Source organism: Bacillus sp. Xin1, from assembly GCF_013314535.1.
Lineage (GTDB): Bacteria > Bacillota > Bacilli > Bacillales > Bacillaceae_G > Bacillus_A.
The window spans coordinates 74,424-93,885 of record NZ_JABUAE010000008.1; the positions used below are offsets into that span (position 1 = coordinate 74,424).

20 protein-coding genes are annotated in these 19,462 nt (G+C 34.9%); 14 read left to right on the forward strand and 6 right to left on the reverse strand.

What is annotated here, in order from left to right; translation table 11 throughout:
- The first annotated feature begins 223 nt into the window (after positions 1-223).
- Positions 224-1,894, forward strand: coding sequence for an IS200/IS605 family accessory protein TnpB-related protein (locus HRG09_RS10420; protein WP_174100709.1), 1,671 nt, complete (start codon positions 224-226; stop codon positions 1,892-1,894).
- Between the two features lie 290 nt (positions 1,895-2,184).
- Here HRG09_RS10420 and HRG09_RS10425 read toward each other — a convergent pair whose 3' ends face one another.
- Both HRG09_RS10425 and HRG09_RS10430 read right to left on the reverse strand, forming a co-directional pair.
- The gene (locus tag HRG09_RS10425) at positions 2,185-2,724 is read right to left on the reverse strand and encodes an HAD-IIIA family hydrolase (RefSeq protein WP_174100710.1); all 540 of its coding nucleotides are present in this window, start codon (positions 2,722-2,724) and stop codon (positions 2,185-2,187) included.
- A gap of 26 nt (positions 2,725-2,750) precedes the next feature.
- Positions 2,751-3,182 carry a GNAT family N-acetyltransferase gene (locus HRG09_RS10430; RefSeq protein ID WP_174100711.1) on the reverse strand — a complete coding sequence of 144 codons (432 nt, stop codon included), beginning with the start codon at positions 3,180-3,182 and terminating at the stop codon, positions 2,751-2,753.
- A gap of 168 nt (positions 3,183-3,350) precedes the next feature.
- Between HRG09_RS10430 and HRG09_RS10435 the strand changes: the two genes are divergently transcribed.
- The 3 genes from HRG09_RS10435 (at position 3,351) to HRG09_RS10445 (ending at position 6,107) form a co-directional block, all read left to right on the forward strand.
- Positions 3,351-4,076, forward strand: a complete 726-nt coding sequence (locus HRG09_RS10435) for an ABC transporter ATP-binding protein (RefSeq protein ID WP_174100712.1) — start codon at positions 3,351-3,353, stop codon at positions 4,074-4,076.
- Positions 4,054-5,250 (forward strand): ABC transporter permease, encoded by a 1,197-nt coding sequence (locus tag HRG09_RS10440; protein WP_174100713.1) that lies wholly within the window; start codon positions 4,054-4,056, stop codon positions 5,248-5,250. Before HRG09_RS10435 ends, HRG09_RS10440 begins: the two co-directional genes overlap by 23 nt.
- A 281-nt stretch (positions 5,251-5,531) precedes the next feature.
- Complete coding sequence (locus tag HRG09_RS10445) at positions 5,532-6,107, forward strand: YpjP family protein (RefSeq protein WP_174100714.1); 576 nt, start codon at positions 5,532-5,534, stop codon at positions 6,105-6,107.
- A 309-nt stretch (positions 6,108-6,416) separates the two neighbouring features.
- Here the strand turns inward: HRG09_RS10445 and HRG09_RS10450 are convergent, their stop codons facing one another.
- Positions 6,417-7,874 (reverse strand): serine hydrolase, encoded by a 1,458-nt coding sequence (locus HRG09_RS10450; RefSeq protein WP_174100715.1) that lies wholly within the window; start codon positions 7,872-7,874, stop codon positions 6,417-6,419.
- Between the two features lie 256 nt (positions 7,875-8,130).
- Between HRG09_RS10450 and HRG09_RS10455 the strand changes: the two genes are divergently transcribed.
- From HRG09_RS10455 to HRG09_RS10475, 5 genes are all read left to right on the forward strand, one after another.
- The gene (locus HRG09_RS10455; RefSeq protein ID WP_174100716.1) at positions 8,131-9,087 is read left to right on the forward strand and encodes a thymidylate synthase; all 957 of its coding nucleotides are present in this window, start codon (positions 8,131-8,133) and stop codon (positions 9,085-9,087) included.
- A gap of 20 nt (positions 9,088-9,107) precedes the next feature.
- On the forward strand, positions 9,108-9,596 hold the full coding sequence (locus HRG09_RS10460) for a dihydrofolate reductase (RefSeq protein ID WP_174100717.1): 489 nt from the start codon (positions 9,108-9,110) through the stop codon (positions 9,594-9,596).
- Between the two features lie 183 nt (positions 9,597-9,779).
- Complete coding sequence (locus HRG09_RS10465; protein WP_174100718.1) at positions 9,780-11,765, forward strand: penicillin-binding transpeptidase domain-containing protein; 1,986 nt, start codon at positions 9,780-9,782, stop codon at positions 11,763-11,765.
- 233 nt (positions 11,766-11,998) lie between these two features.
- Positions 11,999-12,634 (forward strand): FMN-dependent NADH-azoreductase, encoded by a 636-nt coding sequence (locus HRG09_RS10470; RefSeq protein ID WP_174100719.1) that lies wholly within the window; start codon positions 11,999-12,001, stop codon positions 12,632-12,634.
- Positions 12,635-12,745: 111 nt separating this feature from the next.
- The gene (locus HRG09_RS10475; RefSeq protein ID WP_174100720.1) at positions 12,746-13,465 is read left to right on the forward strand and encodes a lysophospholipid acyltransferase family protein; all 720 of its coding nucleotides are present in this window, start codon (positions 12,746-12,748) and stop codon (positions 13,463-13,465) included.
- 34 nt (positions 13,466-13,499) lie between these two features.
- Here HRG09_RS10475 and trhA read toward each other — a convergent pair whose 3' ends face one another.
- Positions 13,500-14,156: a PAQR family membrane homeostasis protein TrhA gene (gene trhA, locus HRG09_RS10480; RefSeq protein WP_174100721.1), complete on the reverse strand. Its 657-nt coding sequence runs from the start codon at positions 14,154-14,156 to the stop codon at positions 13,500-13,502.
- Positions 14,157-14,348: 192 nt separating this feature from the next.
- Between trhA and tatA the strand changes: the two genes are divergently transcribed.
- The 4 genes from tatA to HRG09_RS10500 all read left to right on the forward strand — a co-directional run bounded on the left by tatA (position 14,349) and on the right by HRG09_RS10500 (position 16,717).
- Complete coding sequence (gene tatA, locus HRG09_RS10485; protein ID WP_001132888.1) at positions 14,349-14,513, forward strand: twin-arginine translocase TatA/TatE family subunit; 165 nt, start codon at positions 14,349-14,351, stop codon at positions 14,511-14,513.
- Between the two features lie 73 nt (positions 14,514-14,586).
- Positions 14,587-15,315 carry a twin-arginine translocase subunit TatC gene (gene tatC, locus HRG09_RS10490; protein WP_174100809.1) on the forward strand — a complete coding sequence of 243 codons (729 nt, stop codon included), beginning with the start codon at positions 14,587-14,589 and terminating at the stop codon, positions 15,313-15,315.
- Between the two features lie 154 nt (positions 15,316-15,469).
- Positions 15,470-15,721, forward strand: coding sequence for a DUF2535 family protein (locus HRG09_RS10495; RefSeq protein WP_000605583.1), 252 nt, complete (start codon positions 15,470-15,472; stop codon positions 15,719-15,721).
- Positions 15,722-15,874: 153 nt separating this feature from the next.
- Positions 15,875-16,717: a DegV family protein gene (locus HRG09_RS10500; protein WP_174100722.1), complete on the forward strand. Its 843-nt coding sequence runs from the start codon at positions 15,875-15,877 to the stop codon at positions 16,715-16,717.
- A gap of 274 nt (positions 16,718-16,991) precedes the next feature.
- On the opposite strand, the gene HRG09_RS10505 is transcribed toward HRG09_RS10500, so the two are convergent.
- Positions 16,992-17,969, reverse strand: a complete 978-nt coding sequence (locus HRG09_RS10505; protein ID WP_174100723.1) for an MBL fold metallo-hydrolase — start codon at positions 17,967-17,969, stop codon at positions 16,992-16,994.
- A 337-nt stretch (positions 17,970-18,306) separates the two neighbouring features.
- On the opposite strand from HRG09_RS10505, the gene HRG09_RS10510 reads away from it, so the two are divergent.
- Positions 18,307-18,891, forward strand: coding sequence for an SCO family protein (locus HRG09_RS10510; protein ID WP_174100724.1), 585 nt, complete (start codon positions 18,307-18,309; stop codon positions 18,889-18,891).
- Between the two features lie 53 nt (positions 18,892-18,944).
- On the opposite strand, the gene HRG09_RS10515 is transcribed toward HRG09_RS10510, so the two are convergent.
- Positions 18,945-19,412: an Hsp20/alpha crystallin family protein gene (locus tag HRG09_RS10515; protein WP_174100725.1), complete on the reverse strand. Its 468-nt coding sequence runs from the start codon at positions 19,410-19,412 to the stop codon at positions 18,945-18,947.
- Positions 19,413-19,462 lie beyond the last annotated feature (50 nt).

The window sequence follows — 19,462 nt, forward strand, 5'->3', positions numbered from 1 at the left end:
CAAAGCTAGTAGACGTATACATAAAAAAGTAGATTATATTTATATAATCTACTTTTTTAATCGTACTATTTATCATTTTAACCGAGAAGACCCCTTCCTCTAAACGAAGTGAAGGTGGGGGATGAATCGTTTTTTTCTTTTTAAAGAAAACGTCTCTTTTTTGTAGAACATATGTTTGAATTGGTGTATAATGATCTTATCAAATAAAAGGAGGTGAGAACAGGTGAAGAAAGCGTATTTTTCGAAACGGATCTACAAGATAGATTTACCGCGTGAAATGGTAGATGCATTGGCAGAGACAGTCGAAACATTTAATCAGGCAAAACGCTTTGCGTTTCAAACGATTGTTCGTGAAAAACGTTGGAACCGTAAGTTGTATACGGCCAGTCTTCATCTCGTTCTCAAGCGGAACTATCAATTGAATGATTATTATGCAAACAGTGCGGCGCAAGAAGCAAAGGCGTTGTTTACAGGTTTAATGGCGTTACAAAAATTATATGAGAAGCAAACGCAAGAGAGGCTTAAGAAACTCAAGAAAAAGTTAAAACAAGAACGGACAAAACTAACAAATCTTCGCAAAATCAAACAAAGTTGTGTGAAAGGAACGCTGACGTTTCCGAAAAACACCCGCTTCGCGAAGCACGACAACCTCATCTCCTTATCTCGTAAAAAAGACACCTTAATTTGGCTGAGTGAATATCTGTTTGAACACCAATACTTAGATGTTCAAATGAAAAGAATTCAGGCGAAAATCGGTCATCTCACTCACAGACAATCCCGTTTAATACAAAAACTTTCATCCGATCAAACGCATATTCCAAGCGCAGTATTTGGAAGCAAAAAACTGTTTCGCTCGCAATTTACGATCCGCGAGTTTGTACGTAACCATGACAAATGGAAAACATTATTTTCTCGTGCTCGAAATAAACAACTGATCCTATCTGGACGGAAAGATGCCAAACATGGCAATTTTGTATTTCAGTATGTGCTGGAGACAAAAGAATTGTGGATGACGACAAGTTCTGGGAAAACACTTATGTTTCCAGCTGTTATGTTCCCGTATGGCCAAGAAATGATTGAAGAAGTAATCACAACCCAATTCCAGTGTAAGAATAAGAAAAAGTGTGGCAAACCGATTGCATGGTCTGTAGAAGACTATGGTTCCTATTATATTGTGAAATGTTTAGTCGATGTACCGGAAAATCCACACACGAATTACAGCACATCAGATGGTGTGATCGGTGTAGATTGTAATCTTGAGCATTTTGCTTGGGCACATGTAACGAAGGATGGAAATTACAAGGGAAGTGGTTCCCTTCGTTTTTCTATCATGGAGAAATCTACAGGACAAATCACAAAAATCATCGAAGTGGAAGCGATTCGCTTAGTGGACTTAGCGGAGCGGTATAACAAACCAATTGTACTAGAGAAACTAGATACGACCCAATCGAAAACAGGAAATCGATATGGGAATAAGCGAGCCAATCGAATGAGGAGTATGTTTGCGTATGAGAAGATGATAAGTGCAATTCTGAATCGTGCAGATAAAAGGGGCGTGGCTGTCTTTCAAGTGAATCCCGCTTACACTTCAATCTCCGGAAAGATGAAATACATGCGGAAATTCGGTATCTCTATTCATCAATCCGCGGCCTTTACAATTGGGCGTCGTGGATTAGGGTATAAAGAAAAAGTACCTCGGGTGCTTCAGCCTTATATTCCAAAGAAAGACGCACATCACTGGAGTCATTGGCAGCAATTAAACAATCAATTGGATATTCGCATGCATCATTTCTATCAGCTATACGATGTAGATCAACCGAAAGAAGCTTTACAAATCGAACGGCTACACTTGTTTGAAAATGAAAAGAAAAAACTAGCAAAACGATTTGCATGATAAAAAAGAACACTTTGTCCCAGATTTTTACGCTTATTACCAGAGCAGATAACAAGTCTAGGAACTGGATGCATGACAAAGTGTTCTGGCCTCGATATAAGAAAAAGTAGGGGTACCTATTTTGTTTGCCTTTCGTCGGAAGATAGAATAGGTCGTCTTATATTCCATATAGACACTACCGAACTCTATATCGTTGTATCCTCTTTGTTGAACGAGAGGAACTGTTTTTGTGAGGACAGAGACAGGAGAATCCTCCACCTCAAGCTCTTGTAGAGGTAGGTGGGGGTAGTTCAATTAGGACAAAGTGTATGTTGTAGAATCCATGTAACAGCATCTTCAAAATTTGTCGCAATATAACTTGGTTCAATATGATCCCATTTATCGCGATATGTATGCAATGCATCATGTCCGGCACCGGTTTGAACTAATATCGTTGTTGCATGAACATTTGCACCCGCAACGATATCAGTCCAGCGATCACCGATGACAATACATTTTGTCAAATCAAGTTCATGTTTTTCTGCTGCTTGCAGAAGCATACCCGTACTTGGTTTTCGGCATTCACATCCATCTCCATGTCTATGAGGACAAAGGTATACGTCATCAAAACCGAATGCTTCTAGTTCTTGAATAAAATCTTCTATACTCGCTTTCCCATCAGCAATACCAGGCTGGTTTGTAAAGGAAAATAGTTTTATATTTTGCTCTTTTAATGCACGTAAGGCGTTTTGTGTAAATGGAAATAAGGTGAGTTCACCAGGATAATGTACAGTGGTATCTCCGCCAATTGTTCCATCACGATCGATAAAGATTGCTTGAATGTTTGTCATCATACTAATTCCTTTCAGTTAGTAGATTAAAAGTATTTTACAAATCGATATCCGTTTATCTCGTATCCTAATTTTTTATAGAATGGATGAGCTTCTTTTCTTTGTGTACCACTTACAAGCCATGTTCCAATGCAGTTATGCTTTTTGGCTAATTGTTCTGCATAATCCATTAACATTTGGCCAATTCCTTTTCGGCGTGCTGTTGAATCAACGCTAATAATAGATATTTCTCCATATCGTGTCACGTCTTCTAAGTTCTCTCGTATACGAAACCCAAGGAATCCAAATATATGATCATCTTCTTCGTAAACATATAAGAAATCAAATGGGCTCATTTCAACAAATCGTAATCGGTTTTGCATATCTTCATGAGAAATAGAGGAGCCTTTTAATTCTTTTGTTAGTGAACATAGTGCTTCTATATCGTTCGCAGTCGCTTTTCGAATGTGAGATTCCATACTCTCAACTCCATCTGTAAATATAAATTAATAACTCCAAATGTTAAATATTCTGCCAAAACTTATTTTTTCCTGCTCTGTATATTAATATTTAACATATTAGATATACAGAATAATATGTTATGATTTTCCTGGGGCTTATTGTAAATAGAAAAGAGGGGAAACAATTTGTTACAAGTCAATATTCGCTCAGCAGGTTATGAAACAGGAGAAAAAACAATCCATGATATAGCTTTTTCAATTAAAAAAGGTGAATTAGTTGCTTTGATTGGTGCAAATGGTGCGGGGAAAAGTACGACAATTAAATCAATGCTTGGCTTGCTTGCAAATATGGATGGTGAAATTACGTTTGGTGAAAAGAGAAATCCATATGCATATGTACCAGAACATCCGACTTATTATGATTATTTAACTTTATGGGAGCACATTGAATTGTTAATGGCTGCACGTGGGTGTGAAGTAGGGAGCTGGGAGGAACGTGCACGGGAGTTTTTACATACATTTCGGATGGAAAATCATAAACATGAATATTTATCAAAGTTTTCAAAAGGTATGAAACAAAAGGCGATGTTGATTTTTGCATTTTTAACTGAGCCGGATTTCTATATTATTGATGAACCTTTTATAGGGTTAGATCCAGTCGCAATACGAGAGTTTTTAAATTTCTTATATAAAGAGAAAGAGCGCGGGGCAGGAATTTTACTTTGTACGCATGTATTAGATACTGCTGAGAGAATATGCGAACGATTTTTACTTATTTCACAAGGGACATTAGTAGCAAACGGTGATTTACAAGCGATTCAATCACTTGCGGAAATGCCAGAAAGTCCATTATTAGATTGTTTTGATGCAATCGTAAGGCGGGAACAACATGATGAAACAACAGTTTTATAGAAGGTTACGTCATGAACTAAAAAGAAAATGGAAGGCGATTCGTTCTGTAACCGATTGGACAATCGCATTATATTTTATCGTTCCAGCTCTTGTATTTAGTGGAATTTATTATCGTTCGTTATGGACAAGAGAATTATCTGTGGAAGAACCAGCTTATTTTTTATTAGGTTGGTTTATGTTTTCCTTTGTTACATATTCAAGGGGGATGCGTTCGTTTTTTGAGCAAGCAGATAGCCTGTTTTTAATTCAACATCCAGTTCATATGCAAAAGTTAATTAAATATGGCATTGTATATACATGTATTCGAATAAGTATAACAAATATTATTGTAACAATCATTATGTTACCTATATTGGTTAAGAGTATGGATGCATCCCTTTTACAAGTTGTATTATTTTGGTTATCCTTTACCGTTTTTCGGTGTGTGTTATCGTTATTGGTAAGATATATGGATGTGCGTGGAGGTAAACGCTGGATATTATGGATTGTAAAGATTATTGTATTTTTTATGAGTTTTATTTGCTTGGGAAGTGGAGTGTTTTTAGGTTTTCAGCATCCAGTATATGCAATGCTATTTATTATTGTATTGATTGGAATTAGTTTGATATTAATAAAAGAAAAAATGAATTATAAGCGTTTCTTTTTTAAAGAAGTTGAAAAAGAAAAGGAAGAAGGAATGCGCTGGACGATGGAAATTATGCATTTCAGTGGTCAAACAACAAAGCCAAGTAATAACGCGAGACCATGGTTGTTTCCACGTTCTAAGCATATATTGGGAAAGAAATCTGATTCACGTATTATTGAATTGTTTTTCAAGGAGTATTTTCGATCAGGTGCTTCTCTAAGTTTTTATATAAAAATTATTTTTTTGAGTGCAACATCTATAAAAGTAACACCGTGGTGGATTGCACTTATTATTGTTGTATTTTCGGGTGTTGCTATTGCACGTTATTCAGGAGATCAATGGAATGAGTTTGCGAAAAAAATGTTTCTTCAGTTATATTGTGAACAAGGGAAGTTATTATTGTTAAAAGGAAGGGCCACGATGGGCTTGTTTATTCCGGCTGTTTTAATCTATGGAGCCGTTCTACTTGCACAGTTTTATTTATTGCCAGCCATCATCATTAGTATCTTATTATTAATAGTAATAGGATGGATTGTATTTTTGCCATAGAAAAAGAGCCGGAATGGCTCTTTTTTAGTCTGTAATGGACTGATAAATAAAATATAAGAGAACAAAAATGCTCACGACGGAGTACATGACATCTAGAGTCATTAAAAATCCTCCTCACTATTGTTGTACTTATATTATATGAAATCTTACTATTCCATATTCAAATGAAAAAAATATGAAAGTTAATAAATTTGTAAAGTGCAAAAATTAGCATCATTTTGTATAATAGAAGAAACAACGGTTATAAAAATATAAGTAGTGAAAGAGGAGGGAATAAAAAAATGCCAAATTGGTTTAGAAAGACGTTAGTCGCATTAATTACTGTATTTACATTTGGCTTAGTGACGCCTCCTTCTATTTTGCTTGATAATGCAAAAGCGGACAAGCCTACAAGGCAACAAAATTTGGAGCAGCCGTCCTATACATATGAAGAAAATCGTGAGAGGTTAACCACAGACACCTTTATCACTTATGCGATGCAAGAGGCTGAAAAACAATCCATGCAAAAGTTCGGTTCTAAAATTGGACCTGTGATTGAAGATGAGTTTAAAGATATTATTTTACCTAAAATTGAAGAGGCAATCGCAGAACTTGCGACAGATGTACCAGAAGAAACTTTACAATCATTAGCAATTTCACAGAAACCAACAGGTGGCAATAATGAAAAGATTTTTCATGTATATGATACAAAAACAGGAAACGATTTACTGCGTTTTCATGTAAGACGTGATCATCCACCGCAAGATGGATATTATTTTAATTTCCATTACCATCGCTTTGATGATGGTTATACAGCGCATCATGAACTAGGGGATATTTATTGGAATACAAATATGCCGCCGAAATGGCTGTCTTAATGAAAAAGAACAAGGGTAATGACCTTGTTCTTTTTTTGTTTTATAGATGTGAAAATTTAAAGGTAAAGAGGACCTTAATAGCGAGGGGATTGCCTACTCATAAAGCCGAGGGATACTTTGGTGTTCGTAGGAATCCCCCACTTCAAACAGTTTGTTAGAATGTTAAGTGGGGGTAGTTCAAGACCGAATGGGTTTGTAGTAGAAGTTGCTTATGCGCCTAATGTGGAAATGTGAGGTCGGTAAGAACATTAAGTTCTAATAAAAATAGAGGGAAGTATAGTGCTCCCTCTATTTCGTATATCGGTATTTTTATTTTATTTTCGTAAATGTAAGAGGCTGTGTACTTAACATAGCTGGTACATGTAATTGGATTGTTTGGAATTGCCCTTTTATATCCATCTCATAAGCAAGCAACACCTCCATTTCTATTTGGAATAAGTCTAAAGTTGCAGAGAACATATCATAGTGATGATGCTGTAGTGGGATTTTCATCTCTGTAAATTGTACATATAATTCTTCATTTTGTTTATATATTTCTAGTGTTCCATATGCAGGGTGTTCGAATGTACCAGTGTAATCTTTGAATGGATGAGAAGGTATAGTCCCTTGTATTTGTTCTGGAAGTGATTGATTTACCTCTTTCATCATTTCTTTCAACTTATCAGTGTCTTCTATAGCGCGCTTATGCCAATCAATTGTTTTTAATCCGAGGAGTTCGTCATAGATTTGATTTGCGAGATAACTAGGGAGTAATGTACTTCCCGAGTTCGTTAATATGACAAGACCTATATTTTCTTTTGGAATAAACGAGACGAGTGCCGTAAAACCATCAATATTTCCGCCGTGATGAATCACTTTATAGCCACGGTAAGAACTAATAAACCAACCAAGACCGTAACTATTTACTGGTGATTCAGGAGGAGATAAAAGTGGTTGATCAGGAATTGTATTGTGCGGTGTATACATTTGTTCTAGTAATTCAGAAGATAGTAATTCATGATCTCCTGTTTTTCCTTGATTAAGATGGAACAGTACCCAATTCGCCATATCTTCAATTGTGGAATTGATGCATCCAGCAGCTCCTACTGTATCAATATTACGGAATGGTACTTCTTTTATTTCTCCATCTTTCTCAATGTAAGGCAATGCATAGTCATTCGTACTTTGTGAGTCTGTAATAGAGAAATTCGTTTGTTCCATTTGAAGTGGTTCTAAAATATGTTCTGTTACGTATTGTTCCCATGTTTGATTTGTAATGCTTTCTACAAGATGGCTGATTGTTGCATACATTAAGTTGTTATATAAAAAAGCAGTGCGAAATGGTGCATCGAGTGATAAATGCTTTATTTTTTCAACGATATCTTTTCGGGTTAAGGAAGAGTTGTACCAAAGTGCATCATGACGGCTTACACCAGAGCGGTGGGAGGCTAAATCTCGTGCTGTAATTTGTGAGCTTGCAAATACATCGGATAAAGAGAACGTAGGAATATAAGATTGAACAGGAGCATCCCAATCAAACTTTTTTTGCTTTGCTAATAAGCTTAGAGAAAATGTACCGAACGCTTTAGTTGCAGAGCCGATTGCGAAGCGTGTTTGAGGTGTAACAGCTTCTTTTTTTTCTACATTACGATAGCCAAACCCTTCTGAAATAATAACTTTCCCATCTTTTATAATCGCTACAGCAGCTCCTGGAACATTTAAATCTGTCATCATTTTTTCAATTGTTGTTTGTATCGTACTAATAACAGGAGTTTCAATTTGAGACATTTTACTAACCTCCAAATATTATTTTATACTTCCGCACTATAGTTTCTTTGGTAAGGAGTGAAATCCCTCTTAAAAGATGAAAAGTTAATAATTTTGTAAGATTCATTAAAATTGATATTCCGTATTAGATTTCAGTTAATATTTACTATATTGAAATGTTTTTTATCTATCTTACTGAGAGTTTTGCATGCAGAAATATTTTTTGTATGATAAACTCCATATAGGAAATAGATGCGAAAGAGGGTTTTTCTTACATATGAAACATGCTGAATATGAATACTTAAATTTGTGCCGCCATGTTATGGAACATGGTACAAAAAAAGAAGATCGTACAGGAACAGGAACTGTATCTGTATTTGGATATCAAATGCGTTTTGATCTTAGTAAAGGGTTCCCTTTACTAACGACAAAACGTGTGCCATTCCGCTTAGTAGCTAGTGAACTTCTTTGGTTTATGAAAGGCGATACAAACATTCGTTATTTACTTCAAAATAACAATAATATTTGGAATGAATGGGCGTTTAAAAGTTGGGTGGAAAGCGATGCATATGAAGGACCGGATATGACGGATTTTGGACTTCGTTCTCAGCAAGATGAAGAGTTTAAGAAACAATATGACGAGCAAATGGAAGTCTTTAAAAAGAATGTACTAGAAGATGATAATTTTGCAAATCAATATGGTTATTTAGGAGACGTGTACGGGAAGCAATGGCGTGCATGGAAAACAACAGCTGGTGAGACAATTGATCAGTTAAAAGATGTCATTGAAATGATTAAGAAAACACCAGATTCCCGCCGTCTTCTTGTTTCTGCTTGGAACCCTGAAGATGTACCAAGTATGGCGCTTCCGCCTTGTCATACGTTATTCCAATTTTACGTAGCAGACGGAAAACTATCATGTCAGTTGTATCAACGAAGTGGTGATATTTTCCTTGGCATTCCATTTAATATTGCAAGTTATTCGTTGTTAACGCATTTAATTGCGCATGAATGTGGCTTAGAGGTAGGAGAGTTTGTTCATACGATTGGAGATGCGCATATTTATACAAATCATTTTGAGCAAGTGGAAAAGCAATTGGCGCGTGAACCACGCCCGTTTCCAACGCTAAAATTAAATCCAGATGTAAAATCTGTTTTTGACTTTGAAATGGAGGATTTAACGTTAGAAGGTTACGATCCACATCCTGGAATTAAAGCGCCTGTTGCAGTGTAAACACAAAAGGAGATGAAAATATGATTATTTCATTTATGGTCGCAATGGATGAAAATAAAGTCATCGGTAAGGATAATAAATTGCCGTGGCATTTGCCAAGTGAATTGCAATATGTTAAGAAGACAACAATGGGACACTCACTTATTATGGGAAGAAAAAATTATGAAGCGATCGGAAGACCACTTCCAGGAAGACGGAATATTATCGTAACGCGTAACGGCGATTATCATGTAGAAGGTTGTGAAATTGCGCATTCTGTAGAAGAGGTTTTTGAGCTTTGTAAAGATGAAGAAGAAATTTTCATTTTTGGTGGAGCGCAAATTTACGAATTATTTTTACCGTATGTAAACAAACTTTATATCACGAAGATTCATCATTCATTTGGAGGGGACACATTCTTTCCAGAAATGAATATGAAAGAGTGGAAAGAAGTTTTTGTAGAAAAAGGCGTTACAGATGAAAAGAATCCGTATACATACTACTATCACATATATGAAAAACAACAATAATTATAAAAAGATTGATGTGGATATTCACATCAATCTTTTTATTTGGATAACAAGATAAAACTTTATGAATAAACTTTTTTGGTGATATAATGGTAGAGGTTGCAAGTTTGAGTAGCCAGAAAAATCCATAAAAGAAAGATTTAAGTTTATTATTTTTTTACTTAGTTAAAGGAGGAGAATCAGTTGAAAAAACTATGGGGATTACTTTTTCTTTGCTTCACACTCATACTAGTAGGATGCGGTAAAGAAGAAAAACCAGCGCAGGCATTTGATACATATGCAAAAGCATGGAATCAGCAAAAATTTGCAGATATGTATGAGCAATTATCAGAAAATGCAAAAAAAAGTATTTCGAAAAAAGATTTCACTGAGAAATATGAAAAGATTTATGCAGGTATTGAAGTTAAGAATCTAAAGGTAGAAACAGGAAAAGTAAAAGAGGATAAAGAAGATAAAGGTCCAGTTCCTTTTAAAGTAAGTATGGATACAGTTGGTGGGAAAATTTCCTTTTCACATGAAGCAAAGCTTGTGAAAGAGAAAGATGGAGATAAAGAATCTTGGAAAATAGATTGGACTCCAGATTTTATTTTCCCAGGGATGACAAAAGACAGTAAAATACGTATGCAAACGTTTCAAGCGAAGCGCGGAGAAATATATGATCGTAATGAAAAAGGTCTCATAACAAATGGTACGGCATCTGAAATTGGAATTATTCCAGGGCAATTAGGAGAAACAGCATCACAAACGAAAGAAGCAGTAGCGAAACTACTCAATATGTCTGTAGAAGAAATTGATCAAAAGCTTGCGGCTAAATGGGTGAAACCAGATTATTTTGTACCAATCGGCATTTTACAAGAAGGTGCAACGCAAAATGATTATATTGACTTGCCAGGAGTTTCATCGCACCCGGTAAAAGTTCGTACATATCCATTAGGAGAAGCAGCAGCACACTTAACGGGTTATATGGGGAAAGTAAATGCGGAAGATTTAAAAACGCTTGAGAAAAAAGGTTATAAAGCAGATGATCCAGTTGGGAAAGCAGGTTTAGAGCAAGTATTTGAAGAGAAATTACGCGGCGAAAAAGGTGGCCGTGTCTTTATGGAAGATGCACAAGGAAAAGAAATAAAAGATTTAGCAAAAAAAGAAGCAAAAGATGGGGAAAATATTACTTTAACAATTGATAGTACAGTTCAAGAAAAAATCTTTAACGAAATGAAGGGAGAAGCTGGTTCAAGTGCAGCAATTAATCCACAAACCGGTGAAACAATTGCGCTTGTAAGTAGCCCTGCATACAACCCGAATGTATTGGTAAGAGGTGCATCAAAAGTACAACGTGAAGCGTGGAATAATGATCCGAAAAAGCCAATGACAAATCGCTTTACACAAGCATCCGCACCAGGGTCTGTGTTTAAAGCAATTACAGGTGCAATCGGTCTTGAAACAAAAACAATTGATCCAAAAGAGGAATTGAAAATTGAAGGATTACAATGGACGAAAGATTCTTCATGGGGAAATTATTATGTAACACGTGTAAAAGATGCAAGTCCAATTGATTTTGATAAAGCGATGAAGTTTTCTGATAACATTTACTTTGCACAAGAAGCAATCAAAATCGGCAAAGATAAATTTATGAGTGAAGCAAAGAAATTCGGATTCGACGAAAAATTACCAATTGAATATCCATTCCCGGTTTCAAAAATTGCAAAAGATGGTATTAAAAATGATATTCAAATGGCTGATACAGGATATGGCCAAGGAGAAGTATTAATGACGCCTCTTCATTTAGCATTAACATATGCACCAATTGTAAATGAAGGAAACATTCCAACTCCTCATCTGATTAAAGAGGAGAAGCAAGCTAAACCTTGGAAAGAAAATGTGATTTCTAAAGAAAATCAAGACATTTTAAAAAATGCGTTAACAAAAGTAATTAATGATGAAGATGGTACAGGGAAAATTGCTAAAATAGACGGAATGACTCTTGCTGGAAAAACAGGAACAGCAGAACTGAAAGCATCAAAAGAAGCTGATGGGAAAGAACTTGGATGGTTTGCTGCTTTTGATGTAAATGAACCAAGTATGATTGTTACAATGATGATTGAAGATGTAAAAGGCCGAGGTGGAAGTAATGTACCTGGCGAAAAAGTGAAACATGTTTTTCAAAAGTAATACATAAGAAAAGCTAGCTCTTAAAAAAGAGCTAGCTTTTTTGTACAAGTTAAATAATGAAATGTGAACATTTCATGAAAAAAGACGAAAGATTTATTTACTTACGAAAAAAAAGTAGCTATTTTTTATTGACAGAAAAAGAATGTTTTTGTATTATACTTACATAAGGTAAGCGATTTACTTTTTAATTAAAAATCTCAAATTAAAGATAAATATTAAGGGAGAGAATAAAAATGACAAAAGTACTATTTATTACAGCAAATCCAAATTCAGTAGAAGCATCATTCGGTATGGCAGTAGGAGAAGCTTTCATTGAAGCGTATAAAAATGAACATCCACAAGATGAAGTGGTGACAATTGATCTCTTTAACACAACAGTACCAGCACTTGATGCAGAAGTATTTGCAGCTTGGGGTAAATTTGCAGCAGATGAAGGCTTTGAAACATTAAGCGAAAGCCAACAAGAAAAAATTGCAGCTATGAACACAAACTTAGAAACATTTATGAATGCCGATCGTTATGTATTTGTAACGCCAATGTGGAACTTCAGCTATCCACCAGTAGTAAAAGCATACTTAGATAACTTATCTATTGCAGGTAAAACATTTAAATATACTGAAAACGGACCAGTTGGTTTATTAGAAGGTAAAAAAGCACTTCATATTCAAGCTACAGGCGGTGTTTACTCTGAAGGCCCATATGCAGCAATGGACTTCGGTCGTAACCACTTAAATGCAGTATTAGGATTTATGGGTGTATCTGATGTAGAATATCTTGCAGTTGAAGGTATGAATGCAAATCCTGAAAAAGCTCCTGAAATCAAAGAAGCAGCAATTGCAAATGCTCGTGAATTAGCAAAACGCTTCTAATATAGAAAACTCAAAAATGTCCAAACGCTTGTCGTTTGGACATTTTTTCTTCTTTTTCCTTCGTTTGTCTAGTATAATGAATGACGGAATGAGAATAGGTGGGGGTTCTATATGATTCAGACGTTTTTTAAGATCTTTTATTTAATTTTAATTGTAATTGGTATTACACCGAGGTTATGGCGTATAAAGCGTAAAGCACACGCAATGTCGCCGCAAGAGAAAAATTGCCTCGTGTATAAAACAACAAACTGGTTTGGTAAGAAGATGGTTCGTGTAGCCGGATCCACTGTACAAGTAAATGGACTTGAAAATGTACCGAAAGATAAGCCAGTACTTGTTGTAAGTAATCATCAAAGTAATATGGATATTCCAGTTTTACTTGGGTACTTAAATAAACCAATCGGATTTGTTTCAAAAGCAGAAATTAAGAAATTTCCGCTTGTACCAACTTGGATGGAATTGATGAATTGTGTATTTATGGATCGCAGTGATCGTCGTCAGTCTTTTCAAGCCATTAAAGATGGAATTGAACTTTTAAAGAATGGTCATTCTATTGTGATTTTCCCAGAAGGAACGCGCAGTAAAGGCGGTGAAATGGGAGATTTTAAAGCAGGTAGTTTTCATCTTGCGGTAAAATCTGGTGTCGCAATTTTGCCAGTAACACTAGATGGAACATATAAGATGTTTGAAGAAAATGGAAACTGTATGAAGCCTGCGCAGGCAACAGTAACCATTTCTAAACCAATTACACCTGAGCAATACGCAGGTATGGATGTAAAAGAATTAACGCAGTATACGAAAGATATTATTGCAGCTCAATTACATAAGTAATAAAAAAGTCTCAGCTTGAAAAGGCTGAGACTTTTTATGCAACAGGCAATACATAAAACAATACGCAGAAAAACATCATTGTGCTACCACCTAATACAAAAAGATGCCAAATTGCATGATTGAAGGGCAATTTTTCCCAAAGAAAGAATATTGCTCCTACTGAATATAAAATCCCGCCGATTAACAATAGTGAAAATCCGTGCCCAGTTAAATTTTCATAAAGTGGTTTGATAGCGACAATAATGAGCCAGCCCATAATGACGTAGCATAGTGTGGACATTTTAATAAAACGACGTACAAAGAAAATTTTGAAAATAATCCCAACGATAGCAAGCGTCCAAATAATTGCAAGTAATGTCCAGCCAAGTGGGCCACGCAGTGTGATAAGTAAAAACGGTGTATATGTGCCGGCGATTAATAGATAAATAGCAGAGTGATCTAAAATTGTAAATAATTTTTCTACTTTTGGATGATGGATGCTATGTAATAGTGTAGAAAATAAATATAGTAGAAACATGCTTACACCGTAAATAGTAAATCCAACAACAGCAGAAGCTGTGCCATGCTTTGAGGCATGAATAATTAATATAATTAAAGCAGGGATACTTAAAATGGCACCGATACCATGGGTAATCGCATTGGCAATTTCCTCTTTTACAAATCTTGTCATCTGTGTTACTTTTTGAGTCATGATCCGATTCCTTTCATGTTTGATGAAATATGTTGTAATTTCTTTTACCATATCATATACACAAGAAATAGAAAATGAAATTTGTTTAAGAGATTATATTTTCGAATTTTTTTGACAAAAGACATTGGATGCGTTGACGTTTACAAACTTTTTTGACAAAATAAAATTAAGTGAGATTAAGGGGGAAGTCATATGCCAAATATTGGGGTTCCAGGTTTAATATTAATTTTAGTACTCGCTTTAATTATTTTTGGTCCAAAAAAGTTACCTGAAATTGGACGAGCATTTGGAGAAACATTAAAAGAGTTCAAAAAGTCTGCGAAGGGTTTGCATGATGACACGGAAGAAAAGAAATAAATTTTATTAAGTTACTTTGTTTCTATGGTATATAGTGAGTGGGGAATGTGGTGATAGAGTGGACAATCAAGAAATGAGTGTCATAGAGCATCTTGGTGAGTTAAGAAAGCGACTCATTATAACAGCGCTGACGTTTCTAATTTTTATTGTTATTGGCTTTTCGTTTACGAAAGAAATATATAATTTTATTGTAAAAGATTTAAATATGAAATTAACTGTTTTAGGCCCGAGTGATATTTTATGGATTTACTTTGTGATAGCGGCTGTTTTTTCGATTGTATGTACAATACCAATTGCCGCACTACAAATTTGGTTGTTTGTCAAACCAGCATTACACCAGCATGAGCGCAAAATGACGATTCTTTATATACCGGCATTATTTTTATTGTTTATCGGCGGGCTTTGTTTTGGTTATTTTCTAATTTTACCATTTGTTTTACAATTTTTAATGAGTCTCGGTGATGATATGTTTCAAACGATGTTTACGACGGAAAAGTATTTTTCATTTGTAATGAATATGACTGTACCGTTTGCCGTGATTTTTGAACTTCCCGTAGTTGCGATGTTTTTAACAAGCATAGGTGTTCTCAATCCGATAGCACTTCAAAAAGTGAGAAGGTATGCGTATTTTATTTTAATTGTCATCGCTATTTGTATCACACCACCAGACTTTATTTCTGATTTTTCAGTAGCGGTACCTCTTCTTGTAATTTATGAATTAAGTATTACAGCATCAAAGTTTGTTTATAAGCGGAAAATAAAGCGAGAAACGAATACAGAATCAAAAAGTGCCTCATTATAAAGGCACTTTTTTAATTTATTTGTTATACTATACTTGTAAATGTATACAATATAAAGAAGAAAAAAATTATAGAATCTCCGAAATTTAGACAAACTTTTCACCATTGCAAGTTTATACTGAAGTTATAAATCCAATAAAAAAGAGGATTGATATCGTGATTATGAAAAGTTTTTATTTCACTCATTCAACAGGGAATTGTATCAAAATATTTGAAATTCCCGTCTTGCAAGCACAGCATCCGTTAGCATTTCTAATTCAGTCACGTCTCCAACTATTTATTGCTAAAATTCAAAAACAAAAACAACCGAGATTTTCATACTCTTTTCGTGAATATTTACAAAGTTGCTTAAAGTGGAATGATTATTCGAATGTGTATCAAACAAATTCACTTGAAAAAAATGCATAATCTAAAATAGAGACAGGGCAAATGTGCTCTGTCGTTTTCTTTTTGGGCGTCAAAACCAAAGAATTTTGTCGAAAATCAGCTCAAACTGTTGAAAGCAGTGTGAATGCTAGTATAATAACAAGGAGAGCGTATTGGAAAGGGAAGAAGTATAATATGCAAAAAATTAAAATTGTAACAGATTCAACGGCAGATTTATCATCAGATGTGATTGAGAAATATGATATTCATGTTATCCCATTATCTATTTCTGTGAATGGACAAACATACTTAGATAGAGTAAATTTACAACCAGATGAATTTATTGAAGAAATGGCAAAATCAGAAGAATTACCAAAGACATCACAACCTGCTCTAGGATCATTTGTAGAGATGTATGACAATCTGGGAGAAGATGGTAGTCAGGTACTTTCTATTCATATGACAAGTGGAATGAGTGGTACAGTTGCAACTGCAAATAGTGCTGCATCAATGACGGAAACAAAAGTTACGGTTGTTGACTCTCAATTTATTAGTCATGCTTTAGCGTATCAAGTAATTGAAGCTGCAAAAATGGCACAAGAAGAACGCTCGTTAGAAGATGTTTTAAATCGTCTTGATGAAGTAAGAAAAAATACTCGTTTGTATGTAGTTGTGGATACGTTAGAAAATCTAGTAAAAGGTGGACGCATCGGAAAAGGAAAAGCATTTATTGGTTCTTTATTAAATATTAAACCGATTGCTAACCTTGAAGGTGGTGTATATAACCCTGTAACAAAAGTGCGTAGCCAAGGACAAATCGTAAAAACATTAGTAAAATTATTTGAGCAAAATACAGCTGGGAAAGTGGTAAAAGCAGTAGCGATTCCACATGCAAAAGCAATTCCATTAGCAGAAAGCGTAAAAGCAGCTGTTGAAAAAGTTAGCGGATTCGCACAATCTGAAATTTTTTATACAACTCCAGTTATAAGTACTCATACAGGACCAGGAGCAATTGGTTTTATGTATTTAGCAGAGTAAAAAAAGCTACTTGAATGTCTCATTCAAGTAGCTTTTTTTACTAATATAGAAAATATGAGATGAGAAGAGTAATAAAGGCGCTTCCGCTAATGATGCAACGTGTTTGTAAGTATTTTTCCATAAAAACACCTTTTTTATGTTTCTTTACCTTAATAGATAGGGGCCGGCTGCACGTAAAAATCCGATTGGTGAGAGTCAATAATCAGTGGTGGATGAAGAAACCTACCACTGATTAAACCTTCACTTTATATAAATGTATTTTCAAAGAGGTTTGTTATACATGAAAATGATCTAAAGTTTGCTCATGCTCTTCTTTCTCATTGGTTGATGGGGAAGAAATATAAGTCTGACCAAGAAACAATACGTGAAGTTGTTCCCAGGGTAGCATACGTAAATTCCAATTATTACGAAGTCGTGTAATCGCCTCTCTAGGTGTCTCATCAGCGAGTGCAAATGTACCATAATGCATAGGGATGAAATGTGTTGCTTTTACATCTAAAAAGGCTTGCACTGCTTCTTCGGGAGAAACATGTGATACTTTCATAAACCATTCTGGCTCATAAGCACCAATAGGCATTAAGGCAATATCAATAGAAAATCGAGACCCAATTTCTTTAAATCCTCGGAAATAGCCACTATCCCCACAAAAATAAATTGTTTCATCTGTTGTTCCGTTATCGATAACCCACCCACCCCAGTGAGAAGTATTCATATCGAACAATGATCTTCTTGTCCAGTGCTGCGCTGGGACGAAGTGAAAGTCGACAATATCGATTTTTTTAGATTCCCACCAATTATATTCTTCTACGCGCATAAATTTTTTTCTTGTAAATAGTTTTTTTAATCCAGTAGGTACTAAGTAGAGAACGTCCGAATTTAATTGACGAAGTGTAGCAAAATCTAAATGATCATAATGGCCGTGTGAAATAAGGACAATATCAATTTTAGGTAACTCTTGTAATGTAAGACCGGGATTTGTTAGCCTTGGCACAAGCTTTATTTTTTTTGACCATACTGGATCTGTTAAAATGTTGAGTCCGTTCGTTTGTATAAGGAATGTCGAGTGACCTATCCATGTAATCGTTGTTTTTTCAGTATTTGTTCGTAAAAATTGAGCATGCTTGACAGGTGATTGTTCTACTAGATAAGAGAAATCTTTCTTGCCTTGTTTTCGTTCTTTACGCCAACGTAAAAACGAACGAATTGTTTTTTTTGTACTAATATTATCTATGTTTTCATAGCGTTTTACCATGAACATCACCTCATTTAAAATCTTTGTAGTTGTATTGTATCGAAATCTTGTAAAGGAAAAAAGTGAGAAAAATTGATAAACGGTTAAAAAAATGTAAAAAATAGCGTGGTCATCTTTACAAAATAAAAAACTAATTGTTATGTAAAGAGATGGGAAGGAGATAATATTAGTAAACAATGAAACAGTTGTCTAGTAATTCGCTCAAAAATCGGAAGTAACATACCTAAATTCGTACGATTTCGTGAACAAATGGGATAAACAATTTTCTCATAGTGTTTACTTTTGTTATGATAAACATGTCATACATAAATTAAAGAAAGAGAAGAGAGGTTTGAAAATGAAGCGTTATCAAAAGCTGATTGGTCTCATAGTTGTTTTTTGCTTCTTTATACTTGCAGGATGCGGCTCAGGGTCAAAACTCCGTAAACCATTAAATTGGGATTTAGAAACTTTTCAATACATAAATCAAGATGGTAAACAGTTTGGAACAAAAGATTTAAAAGGGAAAGTATGGGTAGCTGATTTTATGTTTACAAATTGCCAAACGGTTTGTCCTCCGATGACTGCAAATATGGCTAAATTACAAAAGATGGCAAAAGAGAAAAAGTTAGATGTTCAGTTCGTTTCGTTTAGTGTAGATCCTGAACTTGATAAACCAGAGAATTTGAAAGCTTTTATACAAAAATTCACAGAGGATACAAGTAATTGGAACTTGTTAACTGGTTACTCATTGGAAGATATCACGAAATTTTCAAAGGATAATTTCCAATCGCTTGTAGATAAACCAGAGAATGGGCAAGTTATCCACGGCACATCGTTTTTCCTAGTCGATCAAGAAGGCAAGGTAATGAAAAAGTATAATGGAATTAGTAAAACACCGTATGAGGACATTTTACGTGATATGGAGCGACTCTTGAAATAAAAGAAGGATGCTGAGCATCCTTCTTTTTTGTATATGGAAAATATATATAACGATTAATCTATGGATAAAATATCGTGCTGTTGCGGAAGTTTTGGAGCACGTATTTCTAAAATGCCATTTTGATAAGAAGCTTTTGCACCTTTTTTCTTAATTAAATATGGAAGTTTAATCATACGAGAAGCTCCTGACATGGATCGTTCACGGCGATAGTAATTAGGTGAAACTTCATCTTGTATTTCTTCTGTAATATCTTCTGTAACAGAGATTTTTAAGTATTCACTTTGAATTTCTATTTGAATTTGCTCCTTTTGAACTCCTGGAAGTTCTGCTTTTATGACCAGTTCGTCGCCAGCTTCATATAAATCGACAGGAAATGTTAATAAACGATTTCCTTTTTGGAAAAAGTGATTCATATCTGCAATTACATCACGTAGTGGCGTTTGTTCAAAAAAATCATCAATTTGCTTTAAATAACTACGAATTGGTGGACGAGACGAAGAGTCTTTTTTTTCATCACTCATGTTTTTGCCTCCTAGAAATCAATTTGCAATATCATATGACAAATGTGTGC

Coding starts and splice junctions, on each gene's coding strand:
- HRG09_RS10450 (WP_174100715.1), bottom strand. CDS start 7,874: ATGTCTCAAATTGAAACTCCTGTTATTAGTACGATACAAACAACAATT.
- tatC (WP_174100809.1), top strand. CDS start 14,587: ATGAGTGTCATAGAGCATCTTGGTGAGTTAAGAAAGCGACTCATTATA.
- HRG09_RS10500 (WP_174100722.1), top strand. CDS start 15,875: ATGCAAAAAATTAAAATTGTAACAGATTCAACGGCAGATTTATCATCA.
- HRG09_RS10510 (WP_174100724.1), top strand. CDS start 18,307: ATGAAGCGTTATCAAAAGCTGATTGGTCTCATAGTTGTTTTTTGCTTC.
- HRG09_RS10505 (WP_174100723.1), bottom strand. CDS start 17,969: ATGGTAAAACGCTATGAAAACATAGATAATATTAGTACAAAAAAAACA.
- HRG09_RS10470 (WP_174100719.1), top strand. CDS start 11,999: ATGACAAAAGTACTATTTATTACAGCAAATCCAAATTCAGTAGAAGCA.
- HRG09_RS10515 (WP_174100725.1), bottom strand. CDS start 19,412: ATGAGTGATGAAAAAAAAGACTCTTCGTCTCGTCCACCAATTCGTAGT.
- tatA (WP_001132888.1), top strand. CDS start 14,349: ATGCCAAATATTGGGGTTCCAGGTTTAATATTAATTTTAGTACTCGCT.
- HRG09_RS10445 (WP_174100714.1), top strand. CDS start 5,532: ATGCCAAATTGGTTTAGAAAGACGTTAGTCGCATTAATTACTGTATTT.
- HRG09_RS10430 (WP_174100711.1), bottom strand. CDS start 3,182: ATGGAATCTCACATTCGAAAAGCGACTGCGAACGATATAGAAGCACTA.
- HRG09_RS10475 (WP_174100720.1), top strand. CDS start 12,746: ATGATTCAGACGTTTTTTAAGATCTTTTATTTAATTTTAATTGTAATT.
- HRG09_RS10460 (WP_174100717.1), top strand. CDS start 9,108: ATGATTATTTCATTTATGGTCGCAATGGATGAAAATAAAGTCATCGGT.
- HRG09_RS10440 (WP_174100713.1), top strand. CDS start 4,054: ATGATGAAACAACAGTTTTATAGAAGGTTACGTCATGAACTAAAAAGA.
- HRG09_RS10425 (WP_174100710.1), bottom strand. CDS start 2,724: ATGACAAACATTCAAGCAATCTTTATCGATCGTGATGGAACAATTGGC.
- trhA (WP_174100721.1), bottom strand. CDS start 14,156: ATGACTCAAAAAGTAACACAGATGACAAGATTTGTAAAAGAGGAAATT.
- HRG09_RS10455 (WP_174100716.1), top strand. CDS start 8,131: ATGAAACATGCTGAATATGAATACTTAAATTTGTGCCGCCATGTTATG.